At 57.5% G+C, this 21183-nt stretch carries 21 protein-coding genes; 12 read left to right on the top strand and 9 right to left on the bottom strand.

Annotation, left to right across the window (positions count from 1 at the left end):
• Entirely contained in the window at window positions 1-423 is a 423-nt protein-coding gene (locus QU606_RS14340) for a PaaI family thioesterase (protein WP_024074501.1), read from the bottom strand.
• Between the two features lie 157 nt (window positions 424-580).
• Between QU606_RS14340 and QU606_RS14335 the strand changes: the two genes are divergently transcribed.
• Window positions 581-1447, top strand: coding sequence for a DUF4349 domain-containing protein (locus tag QU606_RS14335; protein WP_277379379.1), 867 nt, complete (start codon window positions 581-583; stop codon window positions 1445-1447).
• Window positions 1448-1577: 130 nt separating this feature from the next.
• Here QU606_RS14335 and QU606_RS14330 read toward each other — a convergent pair whose 3' ends face one another.
• Window positions 1578-2663: a DUF1615 domain-containing protein gene (locus QU606_RS14330; RefSeq protein ID WP_304998488.1), complete on the bottom strand. Its 1086-nt coding sequence runs from the start codon at window positions 2661-2663 to the stop codon at window positions 1578-1580.
• 144 nt (window positions 2664-2807) lie between these two features.
• On the opposite strand from QU606_RS14330, the gene QU606_RS14325 reads away from it, so the two are divergent.
• From QU606_RS14325 to QU606_RS14290, 8 genes are all read left to right on the top strand, one after another.
• Window positions 2808-3422 carry a LysE family translocator gene (locus tag QU606_RS14325; protein WP_304998487.1) on the top strand — a complete coding sequence of 205 codons (615 nt, stop codon included), beginning with the start codon at window positions 2808-2810 and terminating at the stop codon, window positions 3420-3422.
• Window positions 3423-3648: 226 nt separating this feature from the next.
• A complete protein-coding gene (locus QU606_RS14320; RefSeq protein WP_304998486.1) occupies window positions 3649-8439 on the top strand; it encodes an RHS repeat-associated core domain-containing protein in 4791 nt (1596 codons plus the stop codon).
• Window positions 8440-8464: 25 nt separating this feature from the next.
• Window positions 8465-8863 carry a hypothetical protein gene (locus QU606_RS14315; RefSeq protein ID WP_227496858.1) on the top strand — a complete coding sequence of 133 codons (399 nt, stop codon included), beginning with the start codon at window positions 8465-8467 and terminating at the stop codon, window positions 8861-8863.
• A 490-nt stretch (window positions 8864-9353) separates the two neighbouring features.
• Window positions 9354-9701: a hypothetical protein gene (locus QU606_RS14310; protein ID WP_102625778.1), complete on the top strand. Its 348-nt coding sequence runs from the start codon at window positions 9354-9356 to the stop codon at window positions 9699-9701.
• Between the two features lie 141 nt (window positions 9702-9842).
• Entirely contained in the window at window positions 9843-10223 is a 381-nt protein-coding gene (locus tag QU606_RS14305; RefSeq protein ID WP_102625777.1) for a hypothetical protein, read from the top strand.
• A gap of 46 nt (window positions 10224-10269) precedes the next feature.
• A complete protein-coding gene (locus QU606_RS14300; RefSeq protein WP_102642594.1) occupies window positions 10270-10683 on the top strand; it encodes a hypothetical protein in 414 nt (137 codons plus the stop codon).
• A gap of 221 nt (window positions 10684-10904) precedes the next feature.
• Window positions 10905-11213: a contact-dependent growth inhibition system immunity protein gene (locus tag QU606_RS14295; protein ID WP_193690405.1), complete on the top strand. Its 309-nt coding sequence runs from the start codon at window positions 10905-10907 to the stop codon at window positions 11211-11213.
• A 294-nt stretch (window positions 11214-11507) separates the two neighbouring features.
• The gene (locus tag QU606_RS14290) at window positions 11508-11867 is read left to right on the top strand and encodes a hypothetical protein (RefSeq protein WP_193690404.1); all 360 of its coding nucleotides are present in this window, start codon (window positions 11508-11510) and stop codon (window positions 11865-11867) included.
• A gap of 199 nt (window positions 11868-12066) precedes the next feature.
• On the opposite strand, the gene hemB is transcribed toward QU606_RS14290, so the two are convergent.
• From hemB to QU606_RS14275, 3 genes are all read right to left on the bottom strand, one after another.
• A complete protein-coding gene (gene hemB / locus QU606_RS14285; RefSeq protein WP_024074490.1) occupies window positions 12067-13041 on the bottom strand; it encodes a porphobilinogen synthase in 975 nt (324 codons plus the stop codon).
• Between the two features lie 116 nt (window positions 13042-13157).
• Window positions 13158-14000, bottom strand: a complete 843-nt coding sequence (locus tag QU606_RS14280) for a PhzF family phenazine biosynthesis protein (protein ID WP_304998485.1) — start codon at window positions 13998-14000, stop codon at window positions 13158-13160.
• Window positions 14001-14002: 2 nt separating this feature from the next.
• Entirely contained in the window at window positions 14003-14701 is a 699-nt protein-coding gene (locus QU606_RS14275) for a glutathione S-transferase N-terminal domain-containing protein (RefSeq protein ID WP_024074488.1), read from the bottom strand.
• Window positions 14702-14955: 254 nt separating this feature from the next.
• On the opposite strand from QU606_RS14275, the gene QU606_RS14270 reads away from it, so the two are divergent.
• Window positions 14956-15657 (top strand): histidine phosphatase family protein, encoded by a 702-nt coding sequence (locus QU606_RS14270; RefSeq protein ID WP_304998484.1) that lies wholly within the window; start codon window positions 14956-14958, stop codon window positions 15655-15657.
• Window positions 15658-15760: 103 nt separating this feature from the next.
• Window positions 15761-16816, top strand: coding sequence for a permease (locus QU606_RS14265; protein WP_024074486.1), 1056 nt, complete (start codon window positions 15761-15763; stop codon window positions 16814-16816).
• Window positions 16817-16881: 65 nt separating this feature from the next.
• Here QU606_RS14265 and mnmH read toward each other — a convergent pair whose 3' ends face one another.
• From mnmH to QU606_RS14245, 4 genes are all read right to left on the bottom strand, one after another.
• On the bottom strand, window positions 16882-17985 hold the full coding sequence (gene mnmH / locus QU606_RS14260; RefSeq protein WP_304998483.1) for a tRNA 2-selenouridine(34) synthase MnmH: 1104 nt from the start codon (window positions 17983-17985) through the stop codon (window positions 16882-16884).
• On the bottom strand, window positions 17985-19019 hold the full coding sequence (gene selD, locus QU606_RS14255; RefSeq protein WP_024074484.1) for a selenide, water dikinase SelD: 1035 nt from the start codon (window positions 19017-19019) through the stop codon (window positions 17985-17987). Before selD ends, mnmH begins: the two co-directional genes overlap by 1 nt.
• 94 nt (window positions 19020-19113) lie before the next feature.
• A complete protein-coding gene (locus QU606_RS14250) occupies window positions 19114-19863 on the bottom strand; it encodes a TerC family protein (protein ID WP_069075652.1) in 750 nt (249 codons plus the stop codon).
• Between the two features lie 29 nt (window positions 19864-19892).
• The gene (locus tag QU606_RS14245) at window positions 19893-20144 is read right to left on the bottom strand and encodes a hypothetical protein (protein WP_102625629.1); all 252 of its coding nucleotides are present in this window, start codon (window positions 20142-20144) and stop codon (window positions 19893-19895) included.
• 134 nt (window positions 20145-20278) lie between these two features.
• Between QU606_RS14245 and nhaR the strand changes: the two genes are divergently transcribed.
• Window positions 20279-21181, top strand: a complete 903-nt coding sequence (gene nhaR / locus QU606_RS14240) for a transcriptional activator NhaR (protein WP_024074481.1) — start codon at window positions 20279-20281, stop codon at window positions 21179-21181.
• Window positions 21182-21183: the final 2 nt, after the last annotated feature.

Raw genomic sequence — 21183 nt, 5'->3', positions numbered from 1 at the left:
TCATTGCCTGTCAGATTGAGGCACGGCAAACACCGCATTAGCCCGTGCGACTACCTTCTCCCCCACCCGCAAACCCACGGTGGCAAACGCCATCTGCCGCCCCCGCTTGTGATGCTCCAAGCGCACGGTGATCCACTCCCCCACCTGTACCGCTCCCAGGTAATCAACCGTCATGCTCGCCGTAATCAACGGCAACGGCGGCTCACTGGAAAACGCCATGGCATACCCCATGCCGATATCCGCCAGCGTCGCCAACACCCCGCCATGCACCGTGCCGCGTCCATTGGCGTGACGGTTGTCGGCACGCAAGCCGATCTCCAGTTGCAGGCCCTCCCCCCGGCAATACGCCGGGCCCAGCAGGTCAAGGAGTGGACTGCTTCGGGGCAGCGAGACAAAACCTTCGGGCACAGCGTGAGCGATCATGGCGAGTACGTCCCTGGAATAAGGCTTGAGGTGTACGCCGGGTCCGAAACGACGGCCATCACCATCAGCGCTGCAAATCCCCTGGGATGCTTTGCGTTAATTGGCCAGACCCGCTTTAATCGCCACCAATGTCTCCTGCACACCTCAAGGAATCGCAATGCGCCACCTGGACGGCAACTCCCACCCGCTCCGCATGCCTCTGATGATCTTGTTCGCCGGCCTCGCCCTGGCCGGCTGTTCGCCCAAGGACCACTCCCGCGCCACGGTGATCAGCGGCGAACAAGGCCGGGCCGGCGCGCAACTGGCCTATGAACATGAGTTGACCCTGGCCCTGCCTGGCGCCTTGCTCGCCCCACGCATGCAGGCCACTCGCGAAGCCTGCGAGTCCGCGCGGTTTGGCGCCTGCAATATCCTCGGCATCACCGAAGACGGTAATGGCGGCGAGATCATCCTGCGCATCGCGCCTGGCGGCGTGGAACCGATGGTCACCCTGGCTGCCGAAGGCGGCAAACTCGGGCAGCGCATCACCCGCGCCGAAGACCTGGCCGATGCGGTCGCCGATGTGCGCCGTCGCCAGGATCGGCTGCAAGCCCAGCAGCAACGCCTCGACGAACTGGCCAAGCGCAAAGACATCACCGTCAGCGACCTGATCGCCTTGAGCAAGGAGCAAGCGGGCATCGAAAACGAGTTGCAGGCATTGGCCCAGGTCGCTGCCGGCCAGCAACATCGCCTCGATACCAACCGCGTAACGCTGAACTTCCGCTCCTCCGACGGCGCGAATCCAGCGTCACGCTTCAGCCGGATGTTCAGCAACCTGGGCACGAACCTGGTGGACGGCACCGCAGACGCCCTGGAGCGCGCCAGCTACGTGCTGCCGTTCGTGATCCTGGCGTTTCCGGTGGTGTGGTTGTGGGTGTGGCTATGGCGCAGATTCGTTGTGTCGCACAGGCTTGCTGTGGCGAGCGGGCTTGCCCCGCGTCGGGCTGCGAAGCAGCCCCGGAATCAGGAGCCAAAAGATACCTGATACACCGCATTCTGCTTTATTGGGGCTGCTTCGCAGCCCGACGCGGGGCAAGCCCGCTCGCCACGACAAGCCTACTAGCCAGAGCAAGCCTACTGGCCAGAGCAAGCCCGCTCGCCACAGTGATTCGGTGTCAGCGCTTCATACAACGCTGATACCGCTCATCCACGCGCTTGGCAAACCACGCCGTGGTCAGGTTACGGGTGATCTTCGGGCTCTTGAGCACAATGCCCGGCAGGATCGCCCGGGGCAGCGGCTTGCCAGCAGCTTTGTCGGCCAGGGCAAACACCCGTGTGTAGAGGGTCGTCTCTTCAAAATCCAGCTGCTCACCCTGCTCCAGTTGGCTACGGATGCTGGGGTTGCGCATGTCAAGCTTCGCGCCCAATGAGCGCACCGCCAGTTCGGTGGTGCCGGGCAACAAGGAACCGTAGTTGATCAGGTCGCCATCCAGCGCCAGTTCTTTACCCGAGACACGGCTGACAGCAGCCTGGAACGCCGCATTACGGCTGGCGTACCAACCCGCATTGAAGTCGGCGAAGCGGTACAGCGGCTGCTCGTAGCTCACCGGATACCCCAGTAAATGGGCGATACCGAAATACAGGCCGCCACGCCGGGTAAAGACCTCGCGGCGAATCGTCCCCTCCACCGTGTAGGGATAACCCCGCGCGTGTTTTTGCGCAAAATCGATGCTGACCTGCATGGGCCCAGCAGTGTGCACTGGGTTGAAACCGCCAAACAGCGTGTTGCCCAAAGGCACCATGCTGATGAAATCGTCGAAAATACCGCTGAGGTCTTTCTCCGTGCGCGCGGCGTTCAAGCGATCGGCGTAGGACTTGCCGGTGGGTGAACGCAATTGCAGCGCACTGCGTACGACAAATGCCGGCACATGGACCTTACCGGCACGGCGCAGGATTTCATCCTGGGCGATCTTGCCCATGCCGGGTACTGCCGGGTCGACCTGGTAGGTGGACTCTTGCTCGGTCACCGCCAACACAGCGCAGATATTTTCAGTACTGGGGTAGATATTCTGGGTGTCGAAGGCCGTGTAAATGTCTTGGGCCCACCCATTCCGGTCCGCCACCGTTGAGGGCAGCAGTCGCACGATCTGCGCTTTCACCTCAGCCTCGCTGCGCTCCGGCTGTTGCGGGGTCCGCGATGTAGAGCAGCCGGCCAGCACCAGCAAGGGGGTGAGGCACAGGATCAGGCAGCGTACGGACATGGGGCTTCCTTGAAAGACAATGGTCAGGCATTGCGGGGTTCGACCGGTAAGTCTAACGCGGGTTCGCCAATCGCCCCTCTCGCCCTCCCAGGTCGAACGTGACAGGATCTATCAACGACCATTCCTACACGGAGTTTGAATGCCATGCTTAGCCTGAACTTTTTCGTCACCTGCCTGATTGTCGTGCTGATTCCCGGCACCGGCGTGATCTTCACCGTGTCCACAGGCCTCACGGCCGGCAAGCGCGCCAGCGTCTTCGCCGCCCTGGGCTGCACGGCGGGCATCCTTCCCCATCTGCTGGCGTCGGTGCTTGGCCTGTCCGCGCTGCTGCACACCAGTGCGCTGGCCTTCGAAGCGTTGAAGTACGCCGGCGTCGCCTACCTGTTGTACCTGGCGTATGCCACCTGGCGGGATCGCTCGGCCTTCGCCATGAACGACGCGCCAACGGTCGCGACTGCACGCAGTTTGATGGTCCGCGGTTTCCTGCTGAATATTCTCAACCCCAAGCTGACCATTTTCTTCCTGGCCTTCCTGCCCCAGTTCGTCACCCCAGGCAGCACCGCGCCCGCCCTGCAAATGCTGGTGCTGAGCGGCGTGTTCATGGCGATGACCTTTGCGGTGTTTGTGGTCTATGGCCTGCTGGCCAACGGGTTCCGCCGTACGGTGGTCGAGTCGCCACGGGTGCAGAACTGGTTGCGGCGCAGTTTTGCGGCGGCGTTTGCGGGGTTGGGGCTGAACCTGGCATTTGCGCAGCGTTGAAAGCTTACATTCGCCGGGCCGCCAAGCCCTTTCGAGCTGGGCAGAAAGAAGACGAAACGTCCCACCCAATCGCCGGATAACCTCTACTCCCCTTCCCTGAGAACATCTGCAAAGTCCCTCGCCTGAATACACAGTGCGAGGGATTGCAGATGGCGTTTTTTATTGAGGCCCCGATGGCGGGGGCTGCCGCTTGAACCCGGCCATTGGCAGGTTAGTCCTGACCCCAATGGACGTGAAGACGGTCGACGTTGAAGGCGTCTTCCGCGACTTTCGTGAATGCCTCAACACCTTTGACACCTGGGCGGCGAGCTTCTGGAGCTTTTCGGCACTCGATGTCGAGCAGGTATTCAAGGTAGGGGATGAGGTGGCGCTGGTCGCACCGACGACCCGTTCCCTCTATCCGAGCAGCACCGTCGCCACATGCCGGGCCGATGGCACGCTGACGCTGGTGCATATGTTCCAGAGCACGCGCTTCGTCCCCATCGGCAATACACCGGTGGTGCTGCAACGCGTTGATCCAAACGGCGGCCCGCTGGGTGAACCGATCCACAAAACCATCGGCGCGAGCGGCATCCTCGAAATCACCGAGTGCGATCGCAACCAGCAGTACCAAATCACCTTCTATCCCAACGTTTCCAAGGATCACGTCAAGGCGCTGTATGCGTCTTATCAGTCGGTGATCGCCGAGCTGGAAGCGCGCCTGCGTGAAGAGTGGGCCGGCGCTTTCCAAGCTCAGTGGCAAGGCTATACGGACGCCAGCCCACTGGACCGGCGCAGGCTGCTGGAGACTGCGTTCCTAAGTGGTATCGGCAAAGCGCTCTACAGCCTGTGGGACAACATTACGCAGCTGTATGAGCTGCTGAAAGACATCAAGCCCAACAGCGAAAAGCTGCTGCAATACCTCTCCCAGGCCGAGCTCGATGAGCTGTTGAAGCTGGGCAACGACAAGATCGCCCATGGCCTGCTGATGCTCAGCGATGAGCCGCTGCTGTTCATCTATGTGTCGGCGATGGTCAGTTGGATGCGCCTGCTGCCGCCCCCGCAAATGCATGAACTGTGGGGCGAGATCACCGGTGAGGTGCTGATCAACCTGCTGCTGATTCGGGTGACGGCCGGGATGGGGGTTGCGGTGCGCCTGGGCTCCCAGGTGCTGAGCCAGGTCAAGTCCGGACGGGCGCGGGAGCTGCTGCAGTTGCTCGCCAAGCAGGTTGCAGGACCGACGTTGGAGCCCCATGTGGCAGCGGCGAAACCGTTGTTGCTCGGCGGCTCGATGATCTCGAAGTCTGTACCTGTTGCACCGCTGAAGGCGGGTGAGAACCTGGTTTCAAACTCGGTGCCGGCAGTTCGAAACAAGAGCCAGCAAACGGTATTGGTCCGGCAAGAGCACGTGGATGATGCGCCTGTTTCGGGGAAAAACCCTGCGGGGGATGCTGCCGCGTCTTCGGATAAAACCGTCACCAACGGCTGCCCGGTGTCGATGGTTACCGGCGAGGAGCTGCTCACCCTCACCGATGGCACGCTGGACGGGATCTTGCCGTTCGAGTGGACCCGGTTGTACCGCACCAGTGCGGTGGAAGTGGATTGCGGGCTGGGCTTTGGCTGGAGTCACGCGCTGGCGCACAGGCTTTCTGTGGTGGGCGATTCAGTCGTCTGGATTGACCATGAAAACCGCACGACTGAGTTTCCACTGCCCACCGCCGCTCGCCCCGCGATCACCAACAGCCTGGCTGAAGCGGCGATCTATCTAGGCGCTTCGCCGGATGAACTGGTGCTGGCCCAGGCGGCGCGGTTTTATCACTTTCGCGACGGTGTATTGGTCTCGATCAGTGACGCGTATGACAACCGCCTGCGAATTTTCCGCGACGTATTGGGGCGCATTGAGCGGTTGGATAACGGCGCGGGCCGGTCGCTGTTTTTGCGCTATGAACGGGGCCGCATTGTGGCGGTGGACTACCAGGTTCAGCGCGCCAAGGGGCATGAACCCTACGTCTGGGTGACGGAGCAGCACGTTGTTGCCTACGCCTATGACGACGATGGACGGCTGGTCTCGGCGACCAATGCCGTCGGCGAAAGCGAGGTTTACCGCTACGACGATAAGCACGTCATTCTCGAGCGGCAATTGGCCGGTGGGGCGAGTTTCTTTTGGGCGTGGGAACGGTCTGGCAAGGCGGCGCGATGTGTCCGGCATTGGGCCAGCTTTTCGCAGATGGACACGCGCTATGTGTGGAGTGAGGACGGGCGCGTCACGGTGCACAACGCCGATGGCAGTCAGGAAGTGTATGTCCATGACGACCGGGCGCGGCTGGTGCAGCGGATTGATCCGGACGGTGCGCAGCACTTCAAATCCTACGATGACAAAGGTCGGCTGACGGTCGAGCAGGACCCGTTGGGGGCGGTGACGGCGTATCAGTACGATGAAGCCGGGCGCTTGGTCGCGCTGTTTCCGGGGGATGACGAGCCGACGTCCTACGAGCATGACAATGGCTTCGTACGGGTTGTAAGACGGGGTCTGGCGGTCTGGAAGTACGAGCGCAATGACCAGGGCGATGTCATTCGTAAGATCGATCCCGACGGCCATGTCACTGACTACAGCTACGACCAATACGGACAACTGGTGGGGGTTTGGCACCCGGATCACAGCTGCCAACGGCTGGTGTGGAATGAGCACGGGCAACTGCTGGAGCAGACGCTGCCCAATGGCGGTGTGCGGCGCTATCGCTATGACGACTTGGGTCGACAGATTGCCCGCGAGGATGAGCATGGCGCGCTGACCCAGTACCAATGGGATGCCGCCGGGCGCCTGGTCAAGCTAACCCAAGCGGGCGGCGCCACGCGGGAATACAGCTACAACCCCTACGGAAAAATCACCGCCGAACGCGATGAACTCGGGCGTGTCACCCGCTACGAATACGCCGACGGCTTGCACCTGATCAGCCGCCGTATCAATGCCGATGGCACCCAGGTCCACTACCGCTACGACAACGCCCGGTTACTGCTGACCGAGATCGAAAACGAGGTTGGCGAGACCTACCGGCTCGACTACCACCCCAACGGGCTGATCCAGCAGGAAGTCGGGTTTGATGGGCAGCGTACGGCTTATGCCTACGACCTCAACGGCAACCTGCAGGAAAAGACCGAACACGGCGACGATGGCAGTCAGCTCGTTACTCGTTATGAGCGAGACCACGCCGGACGCCTCGTACGAAAAACCCTGCCCGACGGCAACCTTGTTGAATATACCTACGACCGCCAAGGCAACCTCCTCAGCGTCGACGACGGTCACTGGGCGTTAGCCTACGAATACGACAGCCAAAACCGCCTGACCGCCGAACACCAAGGCTGGGGCACCTTGCGCTATGGCTACGACGCCTGCGGTCAGCTTCAAAACCTGCGCCTGCCCGACAACAACCGCGTGGTGTTCAACCACAGCAAAGGCGGCCACCTCGCCACCGTCGAGTTAAATGGCGCACTGCTGACCTCTCATCTATTCAAGGCCGGCCAAGAACACCAACGCCAACAGGGCCAGCTCCTCAGCCACTACCACTACGACGAACAACACCGCCTGCACGCCCACACCGTCGCGCAACAGGACACCCACCTTTACCAGCGCCACTACGACTACGACAAAACCGGCAACCTCACCCGTTTAGTCGACAGCCGCAAAGGCGAACACCACTACCACTACGACCCCCTCGCCCGCCTCACCCACGTCGACCACTCGCAAGACCCGCAGGAACGCTTCGCCCACGACCCGGCCGGCAACCTGCTGATGCAAGACCGCCCCGGCCCCGACATCGTCGCCGGCAACCGCCTGATGATCCAGGGCGACCGCCATTACGACTACGACGCCTTCGGCAACCTGATCCGCGAACGCCGCGGCAAAGACCATCAACTCGTCACCGAGTATCGCTACGACTGCCAGCATCGGCTGATCGGCCTCACCCAACCCAACGGCCAAACCGCGAGCTATCGCTATGACCCGTTTGGGCGACGAATCAGCAAGACGGTCGACAACATCACCACGGAGCTTTTCTGGCAAGGCGACAAACTGGTTGCCGAACACCACGCCGAAAAGCATCGCAGCTACCTCTACGAACCGGACAACTTTCGCCCGCTCGCCCTGCTGGAAGGCTTCGGTCCAAAAGAAACGAAGCCTTATCACTACCAACTCGACCACCTCGGCACACCCCAGGAGCTCACCACCCCCGACGGTGAAATCGTCTGGTCTGCCCACAACCGCGCCTACGGCGAAATCACCCGACTCGACATCGGAACAGTCGACAACCCACTGCGTTTTCAGGGTCAGTACTTCGATCAGGAAAGCGGGCTGCACTACAACCGCCATCGCTACTACAATCCGGATGTTGGTCGTTACCTGACACCGGATCCGGTGAAGTTGGCGGGTGGGATCAATGGATACCAGTACGTGCCCAATCCTACGGGGTGGGTGGATCCACTAGGTTTAAGCACCTGCCCTGGTGACGAATGCAAGCCTGGCGCTCCTCCTATCCTTCCGAAGTCTAGCGTTAATGAAGGCGCGCCAGCTCTACCTCAACTGACGCGCACTCAACGACAGGCGAGAATAGATGAACTGAAAGAGGCAAATGCAAAACAAAAAGTACTGGGTTGGGAACAGAAATACGATATGCACTCGGTTGAAAAGCATGGCCCGGAGATACCAGACAACGCTTTAAAGCAACGATCTATTGATGGAACAAGTCCAACCACTGGAAAAAGAGAAACTATCAATTCCAGCTCCCAATTTAAAACCTGGGGAATGCAGCTTCACGCTATAAATAAAGCCATGGGCAGGATGCAAGGCAATTCACCATTTCCTACAGGTCTTGATAGAGGAGGTAACCCCGTGGTTATAGTCGAGCTACCCGGAGCCGGACGCGGCTACAAACCTAACCGCCGAGACGTAAACGATCCTAAGTACATTGAAAACATGGACAGAGCAGAGGTCAGATTTGATAGAAACAATCCAACTCGACCATTTACCGCATTCCCTAAGTGAGCAGACGATGCTGAAGTGCCCATTCATGAATACTCCCTACGCCCCTAACATCTCTCATATATTAGGAGCTTTATCGATATACGACCTTGAGAACACGGTCGAAAAAGAATTACGACAGTACAACCCTAACAATGAAAAAGACAGAGAAATAATTATAATTTCTTATATTCTTAAGGATCTTATGTATCTCTCCTACAGGCATCGCTTCGTGTTGATGTCTGCACTCAGGAGTGTGCTAGACAAACCCGACTTTGACTTTGCGAGAGAATTCGAAAGTGATTACGACGAACACATAACTATGGCTTGGGACGAAACGGAAATCGCCGACCCTAGAGGCTTCTTCGCCGATATCTACCGGCTAGCCAATGAGGTATGGAAAGACGACCTGCAAAAAGCCAGCCTCGAAGACCAGTCAACGTGGTAACACCACCACTTTCCCTGACAGCCCAAAACGCTGTGGCGAGCGAGCTTGCTCGCGTTGGGCCGCGAAGCGGCACCAGTCAGGGCAATGCGGGGTTTCAAGTAGTTCGGCGGTGTCGGTTATGGGGCTGCTACGCAGCCCAACGCGAGGCAAGCTCGCTCGCCACAGGAACTCGCTTGCCTCAAGAGATGGGTCACCACGGAGTTTCGCCTGGCCTTGAAAAAATGCGGGAAAATGGGACAGAACTATTAATAGGCTTAAGTTAAAACTCACTGCTTTCAGTCAAATAAATCCGTCCCTTTGTCCCTAGTCACAGGGATCAATTGAACTCGATATATCGAGCACAGCTGATCTTCAGAAGAAACGGAGACATGGGAAAAATTATTGGTGAAGGGTATTCCAGCGACGAAATCAAATATAGTCAACAACGCAAAGCTCGAGTAACACTGGACAAAAATGGAAATCCCAAAACGGCTTACACCGAGGAATAAAAATGAAAAATAAACCAAGCATGTCAATAATTCGCGGACTACTGTTCACTTATGACATTGAAAATACGGATGATTTAAAAAGAGAAAATCTTATTTCGTCAAAAAACATAAACAATGAAAAAGAGCTTATTGAACTACTTGACGAACTGACCAAACCGGAATTCCTATCATACACCAAACAGGAGCAAGAGTGGTTCATTGACTCGATCGAACACTATTTATCCATCGGAGACAACTTCGACTCAATATTCAAAACAATGGCAACTTATTTCAGTGAACCTGTAATTAATCAGCAAATGTTCATGAGAACGCTGCTCGGTCGATTGAGGCAATACCGTAACACTCAGTAATCGCAAAAAGCAGCAATTAAACAAATCCACCGCCCTTTGTCTCGAACGGATAAACACTAAAGATACCTTATATGCCCCCCACTTCACGATAACGGCACACATAAAGGCTATTCGCCAATCAATCCAAATAGACAATAAAAAATGAAAAGCATAGAAATAGCCATAATTAATAATTCTCTTAGAGAAATGGCCACCATTGAATATGACAGAAGCATACCCTCCCTCTCCATAACATTTAGCAATGGTGCAAAAAGAACATATAGCGATACAGATATTTTCATCTGTTTTGGTTTATTAAGAAAAGAGTTCAGCGACATAACCTTCCTGTGCAAAGGCTCTAAAATAAATGTCTACCCGTCCGCAATGGCATCCCAAATGTCAAGTGGATTCGTGGCATACGAAGTTGAAATGGGCGACCCAGAGGCCAAGCTGGTCCGCATATTCGATTATGAAGAAAACGAACTGACTAACGATGTTAACGAGCAAATTCTTTATCGTAACAAATGGGCTAAATCAATTTAGACAAACCATAAATCACTCACCCGAGAAGGCTCAGCAGAAATAAAAAATGGAATACCAAAAAATTCAGGTCATACGTAATAATATAAAAATCGAAACAACCGTAAAATATGACCCCGTAAATAGGCTGATGTGGTTTTCAGAATCCAATAACTTCAGAAAACTTTATCAAGGAAAAGACATATACGTGTGCTTGGCAAAAGTCAGAGCGGAATTCCCACACATGACATTTTTGTGCAAGGGCGCAAAGATAAACGTCATGCCTTCAAGAATGGCTTCTCAGATGAGCGCGGGACTCGTCGCATACGAGATGACACTAGGCAAACACGCAGATCAAGACAATATAGTTCATTTATTTGACTACGAAGAAAACAACCTAACAAACGATCCGCAAGTACAAATTGATTTTTTCAAGACTTGGCTAGCCTCAATAGGCGCGAAAGACTATGAAAAACTCAATTAAACCTTTTTAAATAAGTCGAAAGAACAACTTTTCAGATCATGCCTACGACCTGTGGCGAGCAGGCTTTGCTCGCACTGGACGGCGAAGCGACCCCAGTCATGCAAGACCAGAAAGGGAACAGAAAAATGGGGACAAAACTATTAATAGGCTTAAGTTCAAACTCACTGTTCTCAATCAAATAAATCCATCCCTCTGCCTCCCCTTTGTCTCGCAATATAAAAATGAACAAAACCTCAACAGAACTTCAACATTTTTTTGGCGCCTACTTTAATCAGGACTGGACAGAAAATCATGCCTCTGCTGACGAGGTCATTGATAGCTTTCTACTCGAGTCGCCTACCGATGTAGTATTGACTGTAAGAAATCAAATTTTAGACCTAATTACTTCTTACACAAACGAGTCAGGTTTCCAAGAAAATCTGTTACATAAGCAGTATTGTTACTATTATTATCCAAATCAATGGGCTTCAGGACCACTATGGCTGGATCACGTACTCCAAAAACTCGAAAATCACTTACTCGGGGAATAAAATTGAGAACCCGCCTCACCGAAACTGACACGTGCGGAGCGACAGGTAAAGCTTGATAAGCTTACGACCAGATAGTTATCAGAAAGGGGGGCAGTACTATTTATAGGCTAATTTTTTTGTGCCGAGACAACATATAGACGTACCAACTTCGAAACATCTCGCGATCCCACGGACATGGGGAAAAAATCGGAGAGGGCTATAAAAAAGACACATTTGAATATGGAAAACAACGAAAAGCAACAGTAATACTAGATACAGACGGAAACCCAATTACCGCCTATACGGACTACTGATATGAAACATCAGCCTAAACTTTCAATTCTCCGCAGCCTTTTATTCACCTACAACATCGAAAACCTTGACGACTCCGAAAGAGAGATCTTCATTGCATCAAAAAATATAAACAATGACAAAGAACTCGCCGAGTTATTTGACACACTTACCAAACCTGAATTTATCAAATACAAGAAAGACGAAAGGGAATGGCATATCAACACCATCCGGCACTTCTTAAATACAGACGAAAACTTCGAGTCCGTATTTTATCTTTTTGATACTTATTTCAACGACGAAATAACTGACAAAAGGCAATTCATGAAAGTCTTGCTTGACTGCCTTGACAAATACAATGCAGAAGCTATGAACAACAAATAAAAACTAATTATACAGCCGAAATAAACAAATAAAATTCAGACCAACGATTGAAGAAAATCTCATTCACCCAATCACAAAATTCAAATGCCACAGAATGCAGTTAGTCAGGGAGATGAAGTATTTAAGGTAAATCAGGGGTTTAGGGCTGCTACGCAGCCCAACGCGAGCAAGCTCGCTCGCCACAGGGTTTGCACTGTTCTCAGATACCGGCCAACGCCAAGTCCATCGCGAAGTAGGTGAAGATCAAATCCGCACCCGCGCGTTTGATCGAGCCGAGGGTTTCACGCACCACCCGATCCTCATCAATCGCCCCCGCCTGGGCACCGAACTTGATCATCGCGTATTCGCCGCTGACCTGATACGCCGCCACCGGCAGGCGCGAGGCTTCGCGGATGTCGCGGATGATGTCGAGGTAGGCACCGGCCGGTTTGACCATCAGCGCGTCCGCGCCTTCCTGTTCGTCGAGCAGCGATTCGCGCACGGCTTCGCGGCGGTTCATCGGGTTCATCTGGTAGCTCTTGCGGTCGCCCTTGAGCGCGCTGCCACCGGCTTCGCGGAACGGGCCGTAGAGGGCCGAGGCGAATTTGGTGGAGTAGGCCATGATCGGGATATGGGTGAACCCGGCGTCATCCAGGGCGCGGCGAATCGCCTGGACCTGGCCGTCCATCGCCGCCGACGGTGCAATCACATCGGCTCCGGCGCGGGCGGCGGCAACGGCTTGCTTGCCCAGGTTGACCAGGGTCGCGTCGTTGTCGACGTGGGCACCGTGCATTACGCCGCAGTGGCCGTGGTCGGTGTATTCACAGAAGCAGGTGTCGGACATCACGATCATTTCCGGCACAGCGTCCTTGATGATCGAGGACATGCGCGAGACCAGCCCGCGTTCCTTCCAGGTGTCACTGCCACTGGCGTCCAGGTGGTGGGACACGCCAAAGGTCATCACCGACTTGATCCCCGCACGGGCATAGCGCTCGACCTCATGGGCCAGCTTCTTCTCGGGAATACGCAACACCCCCGGCATGCTGGTGATCGGCACGAAGTCGTCGATTTCTTCTTCGACGAAAATCGGCAATACCAGATCGTTGAGGGTGAACTCGGTTTCCTGGAACAAGCTGCGCAGCTCCGGGGAGCGGCGCAGGCGACGTGGGCGGGCTTGAGGGAACTGGCTGGTCATGGCTTTCCTGACTGAAGACTGAAAACTTTGGGGCGAAAGCTTATGCCCCTTGGCCCCGGCAGCACAAATGCCCAGGGGCCAATAGTGTATTGCCAGGCTCGTAATAATTCATTGATCTAGAGCAGTAGACGCCCTTCGATGCATACCGCCACTGCCCCACCGACCCAGATTTCATCGCCCTGGCGCTCGATGTGAATGCGCCCCGCACGCCCTATGGCCGTGCCCTGGCTGACCACATAACGCTCCGGCGCCAGCCTCTCGCTCAGTAGCCATTGCGCAATGCCGGCATTCAAGCTGCCGGTGGCCGGATCTTCCTGGGCGCCATCGCCTGCGACAAAGGCACGCACTTCAAAGTGCGCCTCCACGTCATCGTGGGCTGGGTTGCAAGGGGCGATGACACCCACGGCCAAACCGAGCAGTTGCGAATAGTCTGGCTGCAAGCCCAGGACTTGATTGCGATCGGCCAACATTATCGCCAGCCAATCGGCCCCGTTATCAACCCATTGGCTGCGCACAATCGCTTGCGGCTCCAGGCCCAAGGCCAGGCGCACGCGCTCGACCAATGGCGCTTCCACCGGGCCGTCGCGCAATAACGGCGGCGCAATAAACGCCAGTTCATCCCCTTGACGGCGGACACGCACCAGGCCGATTTCACATTCCTGGATGATCTCCTCGCCCTTGGGGATACCTCCGGCTTGGAGCCACGCATGGCAACTGCCCAATGTGGGGTGCCCGGCGAATGGCAGCTCCTTCAAGGTAGTGAAAATTCGTACGCGGTAGTCGGCCCGTGGATCACGGGGTGTCAGCAAAAACGTGGTCTCACTGAGATTGGTCCACCGGGCAAAGTCGGCCATTTGCTGGTCGCTGAGGCTATCGGCGCCCAGCACCACGGCCAGCGGATTACCTTTGAGCGACTCGCGGCTAAATACATCCAGTTGTTTGAAATCGAAAGTCGGCATGCTCAGCTCGGAATGTTCAAGCCACGGATCACGGCTGGCCGGGCAACAAAACCGTCCAGTGCGCGCAGTACATTGGGGAAGTCGGCAATGCCGACCAGATCGCCCGCTTCGTAGAAGCCGATCAGGTTGCGAATCCACGGGAAAGTGGCGATGTCGGCGATGCTGTAGTCGTCGCCCATGATCCAGGTACGCCCCAGCAAGCGTTTCTCCAGCACCGCCAACAAGCGTCGGGATTCGGCGACGTAGCGGTCGCGCGGGCGTTTGTCTTCGTAGGCCTTACCGGCGAATTTGTTGAAGAACCCCACCTGGCCGAACATCGGACCGATGCCGGCCATCTGAAACATCAGCCACTGAAGGGTTTCGTAGCGGGTGGCCGGATCTTCCGAGAGCAGTTGGCTGGTCTTTTCCGCCAGGTAAATCAAGATCGCGCCGGACTCGAACAGCGCCAACGGCTGGCCGCTGGGGCCATTGGGGTCGATGATCGCGGGAATCTTGTTGTTGGGGTTCAGGGACATGAACTCGGGCGACAGCTGGTCCTGGGTGTCGAAACTGACCTTGTGCGCTTCATAGGGCAGGCCCAGCTCTTCGAGCATGATCGAGACCTTGACTCCGTTAGGCGTGGGCAGCGAGTACAGCTGCAGGCGCTCAGGGTGCTGGGCGGGCCATTTGCTGTTGATCGGGAAGGCAGCGAGCGAATTCATCGGGAAACCCCAAGGCAGAAAGTCACCATGATAGCCACCCGCCTGCCGTCGTGCATAAGTCATCATTGCGCAACATTGGCGGGCTAATGTCCCGCACGGGCGAACCAAAGTGCCCAAGCGCACTCTTACATGCGCCCGAACGGTAAATGGAGGCACCTCGCTGTATCGACAGGGAACACACCGCAGGACGCCATCGGCGTGACTGGGGCCAGGCTTGTCCGCCTTAACCTGACGCATGAAGACTCGAACCTACAATGAAGATCAAGCCTCTGCGCCATGTACAACGACTGAAACGCTATTCCTACATTACGCTGCCGCTGCTGCTGGTCAGCGCCGCCATGGTCGCCGCCCTCGACGCTCGCGAAAGCCGCGCCCAACCGGTGGATGGCGTGCAAACCCTGGTTTTCCTGCGCCACGGCGAAAAACCCGCCGGCGGCCTGGGCCAGCTCAATTGCCAGGGCCTGAACCGTGCGATGAACCTGGCCACCGTATTGCCGGAAAAATTCGGCAGGGCCAACTTCGTGTTTGCCGCCAACCCCACGCGCAATATCGAAGAAGGCGAGAAAGATAACTCGTACAGCTACATTCGCCCCCTGATGACCATCAGCCCCAGCGCGATCAAGCTCGGCCTGCCGGTGAACATCAAGTTTTCGGCCAATGACACCAGCGCCCTCGCCGACGAACTGGTGGAAGACAAGTACCACAACGCCATCATCTACACCGCCTGGTCCCACGGTTACCTGCCGGAGTTGATCAACAAGGTGGCCAGTGAAGCGGTGGGCGAAAAGCACACCATCACCAATGACTGGTCCGGCAGCGACTACGACACGCTGTATGTGCTGACGCTGACCTGGCACAACGGCAAGGCCTCGTTGCTGAGCCGTAACTACAAGCAAGGGCTGAATAACGGCGACGAAACTTGCCCGCAGGCGACCCAGGCCAGCGCCGATCTCTGAAGCGCAGCGTTTCGGCTTGAGCCTGGCGCACGCAGGAGCGTGGGTATGATCGAAGGCAAGAGCGTATGATGCTGCGTTCTTGACTCGCCTGCGGAACCTTTCCATGCCCAACCTCACCTCCACCCAGCCCAACCGAGGCTGGTCATTCTGGTGGAAACCAACGTTATTCCTGCTGGTGGCCTGCGTGGGCCTCTACTACGTGAAGTGGTCGCCTTATTACCTCAAGGCATTTGTGGCCGCCGATAACCACAGCATCGGCGCCTCGATTCTCAATGACCAGCAAAGCTCGCCGCTGGCCGCGGCGCTGGCCTATGCCCAGGTGTATTTCCTGGCGATCTGGAAAGCCGCTGTGTTGGCGGTGATCCTTGGTTCCTTGCTGCAAGTCCTGATCCCTCGCGATTGGCTGTTGCGCCTGTTCGGCCGCGCCGGGCTGGGTTCGACCTTGCGCGGCGGGCTGTTCGCCTTGCCGGGGATGATGTGCAGTTGCTGCGCGGCACCGGTCGCGGCAGGCATGCGCCGCCAGCGGGTGTCGGTGGGCGCCGCGCTGGCGTTCTGGATCGCCAACCCGGTGCTGAACCCGGCCACGCTGGTGTTCATGGGGTTTGTGCTGGGCTGGGGGTTTACGGCGTTGCGGCTGGTGGCGGGGATTGTGCTGGTGGTGGGGGTGTCGATGGTGGCACAGCGCATCGCCCGGCCTGAACAGGTGCCGGAAGCGGCATTGGAGGCTGTAGCCGAAGCCAGCAGCACGGAGTCGCAACCGTTCCTGAGCCGCTGGCTGCGTACCCTGTGGCAGCTCTTCTGGAGCACGATACCGATCTATATCCTGGCGGTGCTGGTGCTCGGTGCAGCGCGGGTCTGGCTGTTTCCCCATGTGGACGGCGCCATGGCCAACAGCCTGGTGTGGCTGGTACCGCTGGCGATTGTCGGCACGCTGTTTGTGATTCCTACAGCGGCAGAGATCCCCATCGTACAAACCATGATGACCCTGGGCATGGGCACCGGCCCCGCCGTGGCCTTGCTGATGACCTTGCCGAGCGTGAGCCTGCCGTCGCTGTTGATGCTGCGCAAGGATTTCGATGCGCGGGTGCTGGTGACGGTGGCCGGCTTGACCATGCTGGTGGGCGTGGTGTGCGGATTGATCGGTGCGGTGATCCTCTAACGCTTCGTTGAGGCTGACGGCCCTATCGCGAGCAAGCCCGCGATGAGGCACCTGAAACCCACCTGTCAACCGCGCCGGGCGCTACGCTCGCGCAAGTACGCCAGCACCGCGCCCTGCTCGCCGGAGAACTCGATCCGTGCGCCTTTCTTTTCACGCTGGAAGGCGTACATCGGATCGTAGTACTCGCACAGCAAACCTTCGATCCACAGCCGATGCAAATCCACGACGCCGGTGCGTGCCTGTTCGGCCAGGGCCTCCTGCAGAATCACCTGTAATCGCTGGAAGCGCTCGCCCCCCAGGCGCTTGTAGATATTGGCCAGGCCCTGGGTCAAGCGCTCGGCAAACAGCGCCTGGCCCTGCTCGCCAAACACCTCGATAAATTCCGCGCTCAGATCGACGACGTAATCGTTGAGGATTCGCTCGACGCGCCCTTCGATACTGTCCTCCAACCACACCATCGGAAAGGACTGCATGCCTTTGTGCAAGGGCAACGGCAGTGCGCAACTGCCGATCATGCGGCTTTCATCCTCGACGACGAACTGCTCGATGCCCGCCGTGCGCTTTTTCAGCAGGTCTACCGCCAGACGGTTTTCAAAGTCGATATTGGACGGCTGCGCCGTGGCCCGCTTGCCGAAGCTGGAACCCCGGTGGTTGGCGTGGCCTTCCAGGTCCAAGGCATTGCGCAACTGGCCCAGGACCTCGGTTTTGCCCGCGCCGGTCATGCCCCCCAGCAGCACGAAATCACACTCGGCGGTGGCGCGCTCGACGGTGTCGAGCAGAAAGGAGCGCATCGCTTTGTAGCCGCCGCCGACACGGGGGTACTCAATACCGGCCTCGGTTTTCAACCATTGCTGCACAATCTGCGAGCGCAGCCCGCCACGAAAGCAGTACAGGTAACCGTCGGGATGGGCCTGGGCAAATCGTGCCCACTGTTCGATGCGTTCGGCCTTGATCGCTCCCGACACCAGTTCATGGCCCAGCACGATTGCCGCCTGCTGGCCCTGTTGCTTGTAGCAGGTGCCGACGCGCTGGCGCTCGTCGTCGGTCATCAACGGCAGGTTGATCACCCCGGGAAACGCGCCTTTGCTGAATTCGATCGGCGCGCGGGTATCCATCATGGGTCGGTCGTTGAGGAAGATATCGCGGTAATCGGTGATGTCAGTGGCCATCAAGACACCTCTACCGCGTTGGTCTGTCGCTCCACCAACTGGCCAATCGGCTCAAGAGCCAGGCCCAGTTCAGCCGCGACCGCGTGAAACTCGGCATCACCGTCGGGGCTGACAGCGATCAGCAGGCCACCGCTGGTTTGGGGGTCGCACAGCACGCGCTTGTGCAGTTCCTGCAGGCGCCCGAGCTTGCTGGCGTAGCTGTCGAAGTTGCGCAAGGTGCCGCCAGGGACGCAGCCTTGGTCAAGGTAGTACTCCACGCCAGGCAGGCGTGGGACCTTTTCGTACTCGATGCGCGCAGTCAGGCCACTGCCGTCAGCCATTTCCACCAGATGCCCCAGCAGGCCGAAACCGGTGACATCGGTCATCGCGGTCACGCCAGCCAACTTGCCGAAGCGACTGCCAGGCTTGTTGAGGGTGCACATCCAGTCACGGGCCAGGCCGATATCCGCCTCACGCAATTTGCCCTTCTTTTCGGCAGTGGTGAGGATACCGATGCCCAGAGGCTTGGTCAGGTACAGCTGGCACCCAGCAGTGGCCGTGTCGTTGCGCTTCATATGGCGCTTTTGCACGATGCCGGTCACGGCCAGGCCGAAGATCGGCTCCGGGGCATCGATGGAGTGCCCACCCGCCAACGGAATGCCGGCTTCGTCACACACCGAGCGCCCGCCTCGGATGACTTCGCGGGCGATCTCCGGGGCCAGCACGTTGACCGGCCAGCCGAGAATGGCGATGGCCATCAGCGGGTCGCCGCCCATGGCGTAGATATCGCTGATGGCATTCGTGGCGGCAATGCGACCGAAATCGAAGGGATCATCGACAATCGGCATGAAAAAATCCGTGGTGGAGACGACTCCACGCTCATCATCGATGGCATACACCGCCGCATCATCGCGCGAGGCGTTACCCACCCACAGCTTGGGGTCAAGGTTCTGTGCTCCGCTGCCGGCCAGGATCACTTCCAGCACCTGGGGGGAAATCTTGCAGCCGCAACCCGCACCGTGGCTGTACTGGGTAAGTCGAATCGGCTCGTTCATGGTGGACCTCAAGCTATCAAGTGGGCCGATTCTAGCAGACAGCAAAAGGCCGGCTGGGCTCGGATGAGCGCAGCCGGCCTGTTTGTTCCAGCCGTTACTGACGGGCAGCGAGCAAACGCTTGTGCCGGTTACGCCGCGCGATGTTCAAGCATTCGATTGCCGCCGAGAACGCCATCGCCGCATATACATAGCCTTTTGGCACATGGGCACCGAAACCTTCGGCGATCAGCGTCATGCCGATCATGATCAGGAAGCCCAGGGCCAGCATCACCACAGTCGGGTTGTCGTTGATGAACTTGGCCAGCGGTTCAGCCGCCACCAGCATCACGATGACCGATGTCACCACGGCAATGATCATGATCGGCAAGTGCTCGGTCATGCCCACGGCAGTGATGATGCTGTCGATGGAAAATACCAGGTCAAGCAACAGGATCTGCCCGATGGCGGCGGCAAAACCGATGGCCACGACATTGCTGGTGCTGGCCTTCTCTTCCGGCTCCGGGTCCATGCTGTGATGGATTTCGGTCGTCGCCTTCCATACCAGGAACAGGCCGCCGGCGATCAGGATCATGTCTTTCCACGAAAACGCCTGGCCGAATATCTCGAACACCGGGGCAGTCAACTGCACGATGAACGCGATGGTACTCAGCAGGCCCAGGCGCAGCACCAGCGCCATGCTGATGCCGATGCGACGAGCCTTGGCCCGGTGCTTCTCCGGCAATTTGTTGGTGAGGATCGAGATAAAGATCAGGTTATCGATGCCCAGCACGATTTCCATGACGATCAAGGTGGCCAGGGCGACCCAGGCGGTGGGGCTGGCGGCCAGTTGTAAAAGGTAATCCATAGGTCAGTCCTGACGTTGTTCGGGGGGAGTTAAGCTTCTTTACTGTCCGATTGCGGCGCGTTTTCTGGCTGGTCATCCTTTTTTTCCGGGCTGATCAGACCCTGGGTCGCTTCGCTCAAGGCCTGTTCGGCGGCCTTGTGGGTTTCATCGATGACTTGTTTGGCCTGCTCGGTGGCCTTGCCCATCACTTGCTGCGCGCTTTTTTCGACTTGATCACAACCGCTGACCACCACCAATGAAAGCGCAAGCAGCGATGCAGCGCACAGGGAGTTGAGTTTCATGATGTCTTCCTCGTTAGAACCATTGGGTCCAAATAGTGGCCCCGCGATAGCGAGGCATTCTATGCAGGCGAACAGTTCAGGAAAATTCGTATTTTTCTCGCGTATACTTCGACTTTTACGAAGTGTAGGGTGCCATGCTCAATTACCGACAACTGCATTACTTTTGGGTGGTAGCCAAGACCGGCAGCATCGTGCGCGCCTGCGAGCAACTGAACCTCACGCCGCAGACCATCAGCGGGCAGATCAGCCTGCTGGAACAAACCTTTGGTGTCGCATTGTTTCAACGGGTAGGCCGCCAGTTGGAGCTGACCGAAGCGGGTCGCCAGGCCCTGCCCTATGCCGAGCAGATGTTCCAGACGGGCAATGAACTGGAAGCGATGCTGCGCGCGCAACCCAATGAACAGCAGATTGTGTTCCGGGTCGGGGTAGCGGATGTGGTGCCCAAGTCCATCGTCTACCGGCTGATCGCACCGACCATGGAGCTAAGCGAACCGATCCGCATCACCTGCCGTGAAGACAAACTCGAACGTTTATTGGCCGACCTGGCGATCCAGCGCCTGGACCTGGTCATTTCCGATAGCCCTATGCCAACGCACTTGGACATCAAGGGTTACAGCCAGAAACTGGGGGAATGTGGCATCAGTTTCTTCGCCACCCAGGCACTGGCTGACCGGCATGGCGGCGATTTCCCACAATGCTTGCATGGCGCGCCGCTCTTGATTCCGGGGGCGGAGACGGTGGTGCGCAGCCGCTTGCAGCGCTGGTTTGCCGAGCAGAAGATCCAGCCAAAGATCATCGGCGAGTTCGACGACAGCGCGTTGATGCAGGCATTCGGCCAATCCGGCAGCGGTATCTTTATCGCCCCCAGCGTGATCGCCGATGAGGTCGTGCGCCAGTACGGCGTGGCGCTGATCGGCCAGACTGATGCGGTGAGCGAGTCGTTCTACGCGATCTCGGTGGAGCGCAAGGTCAAGCACCCCGGCATCGTGGCGATTACCGAGGGTGCGCGGCGAGAATTGTTCACCGCCCTGCCCTGACA

It is taken from the genome of Pseudomonas sp. OVF7 (genome assembly GCF_030644265.1).
In the GTDB taxonomy this organism is placed as follows: domain Bacteria; phylum Pseudomonadota; class Gammaproteobacteria; order Pseudomonadales; family Pseudomonadaceae; genus Aquipseudomonas; species Aquipseudomonas gorinensis.
This window is presented reverse-complemented; position numbering and strand designations above follow the sequence as displayed.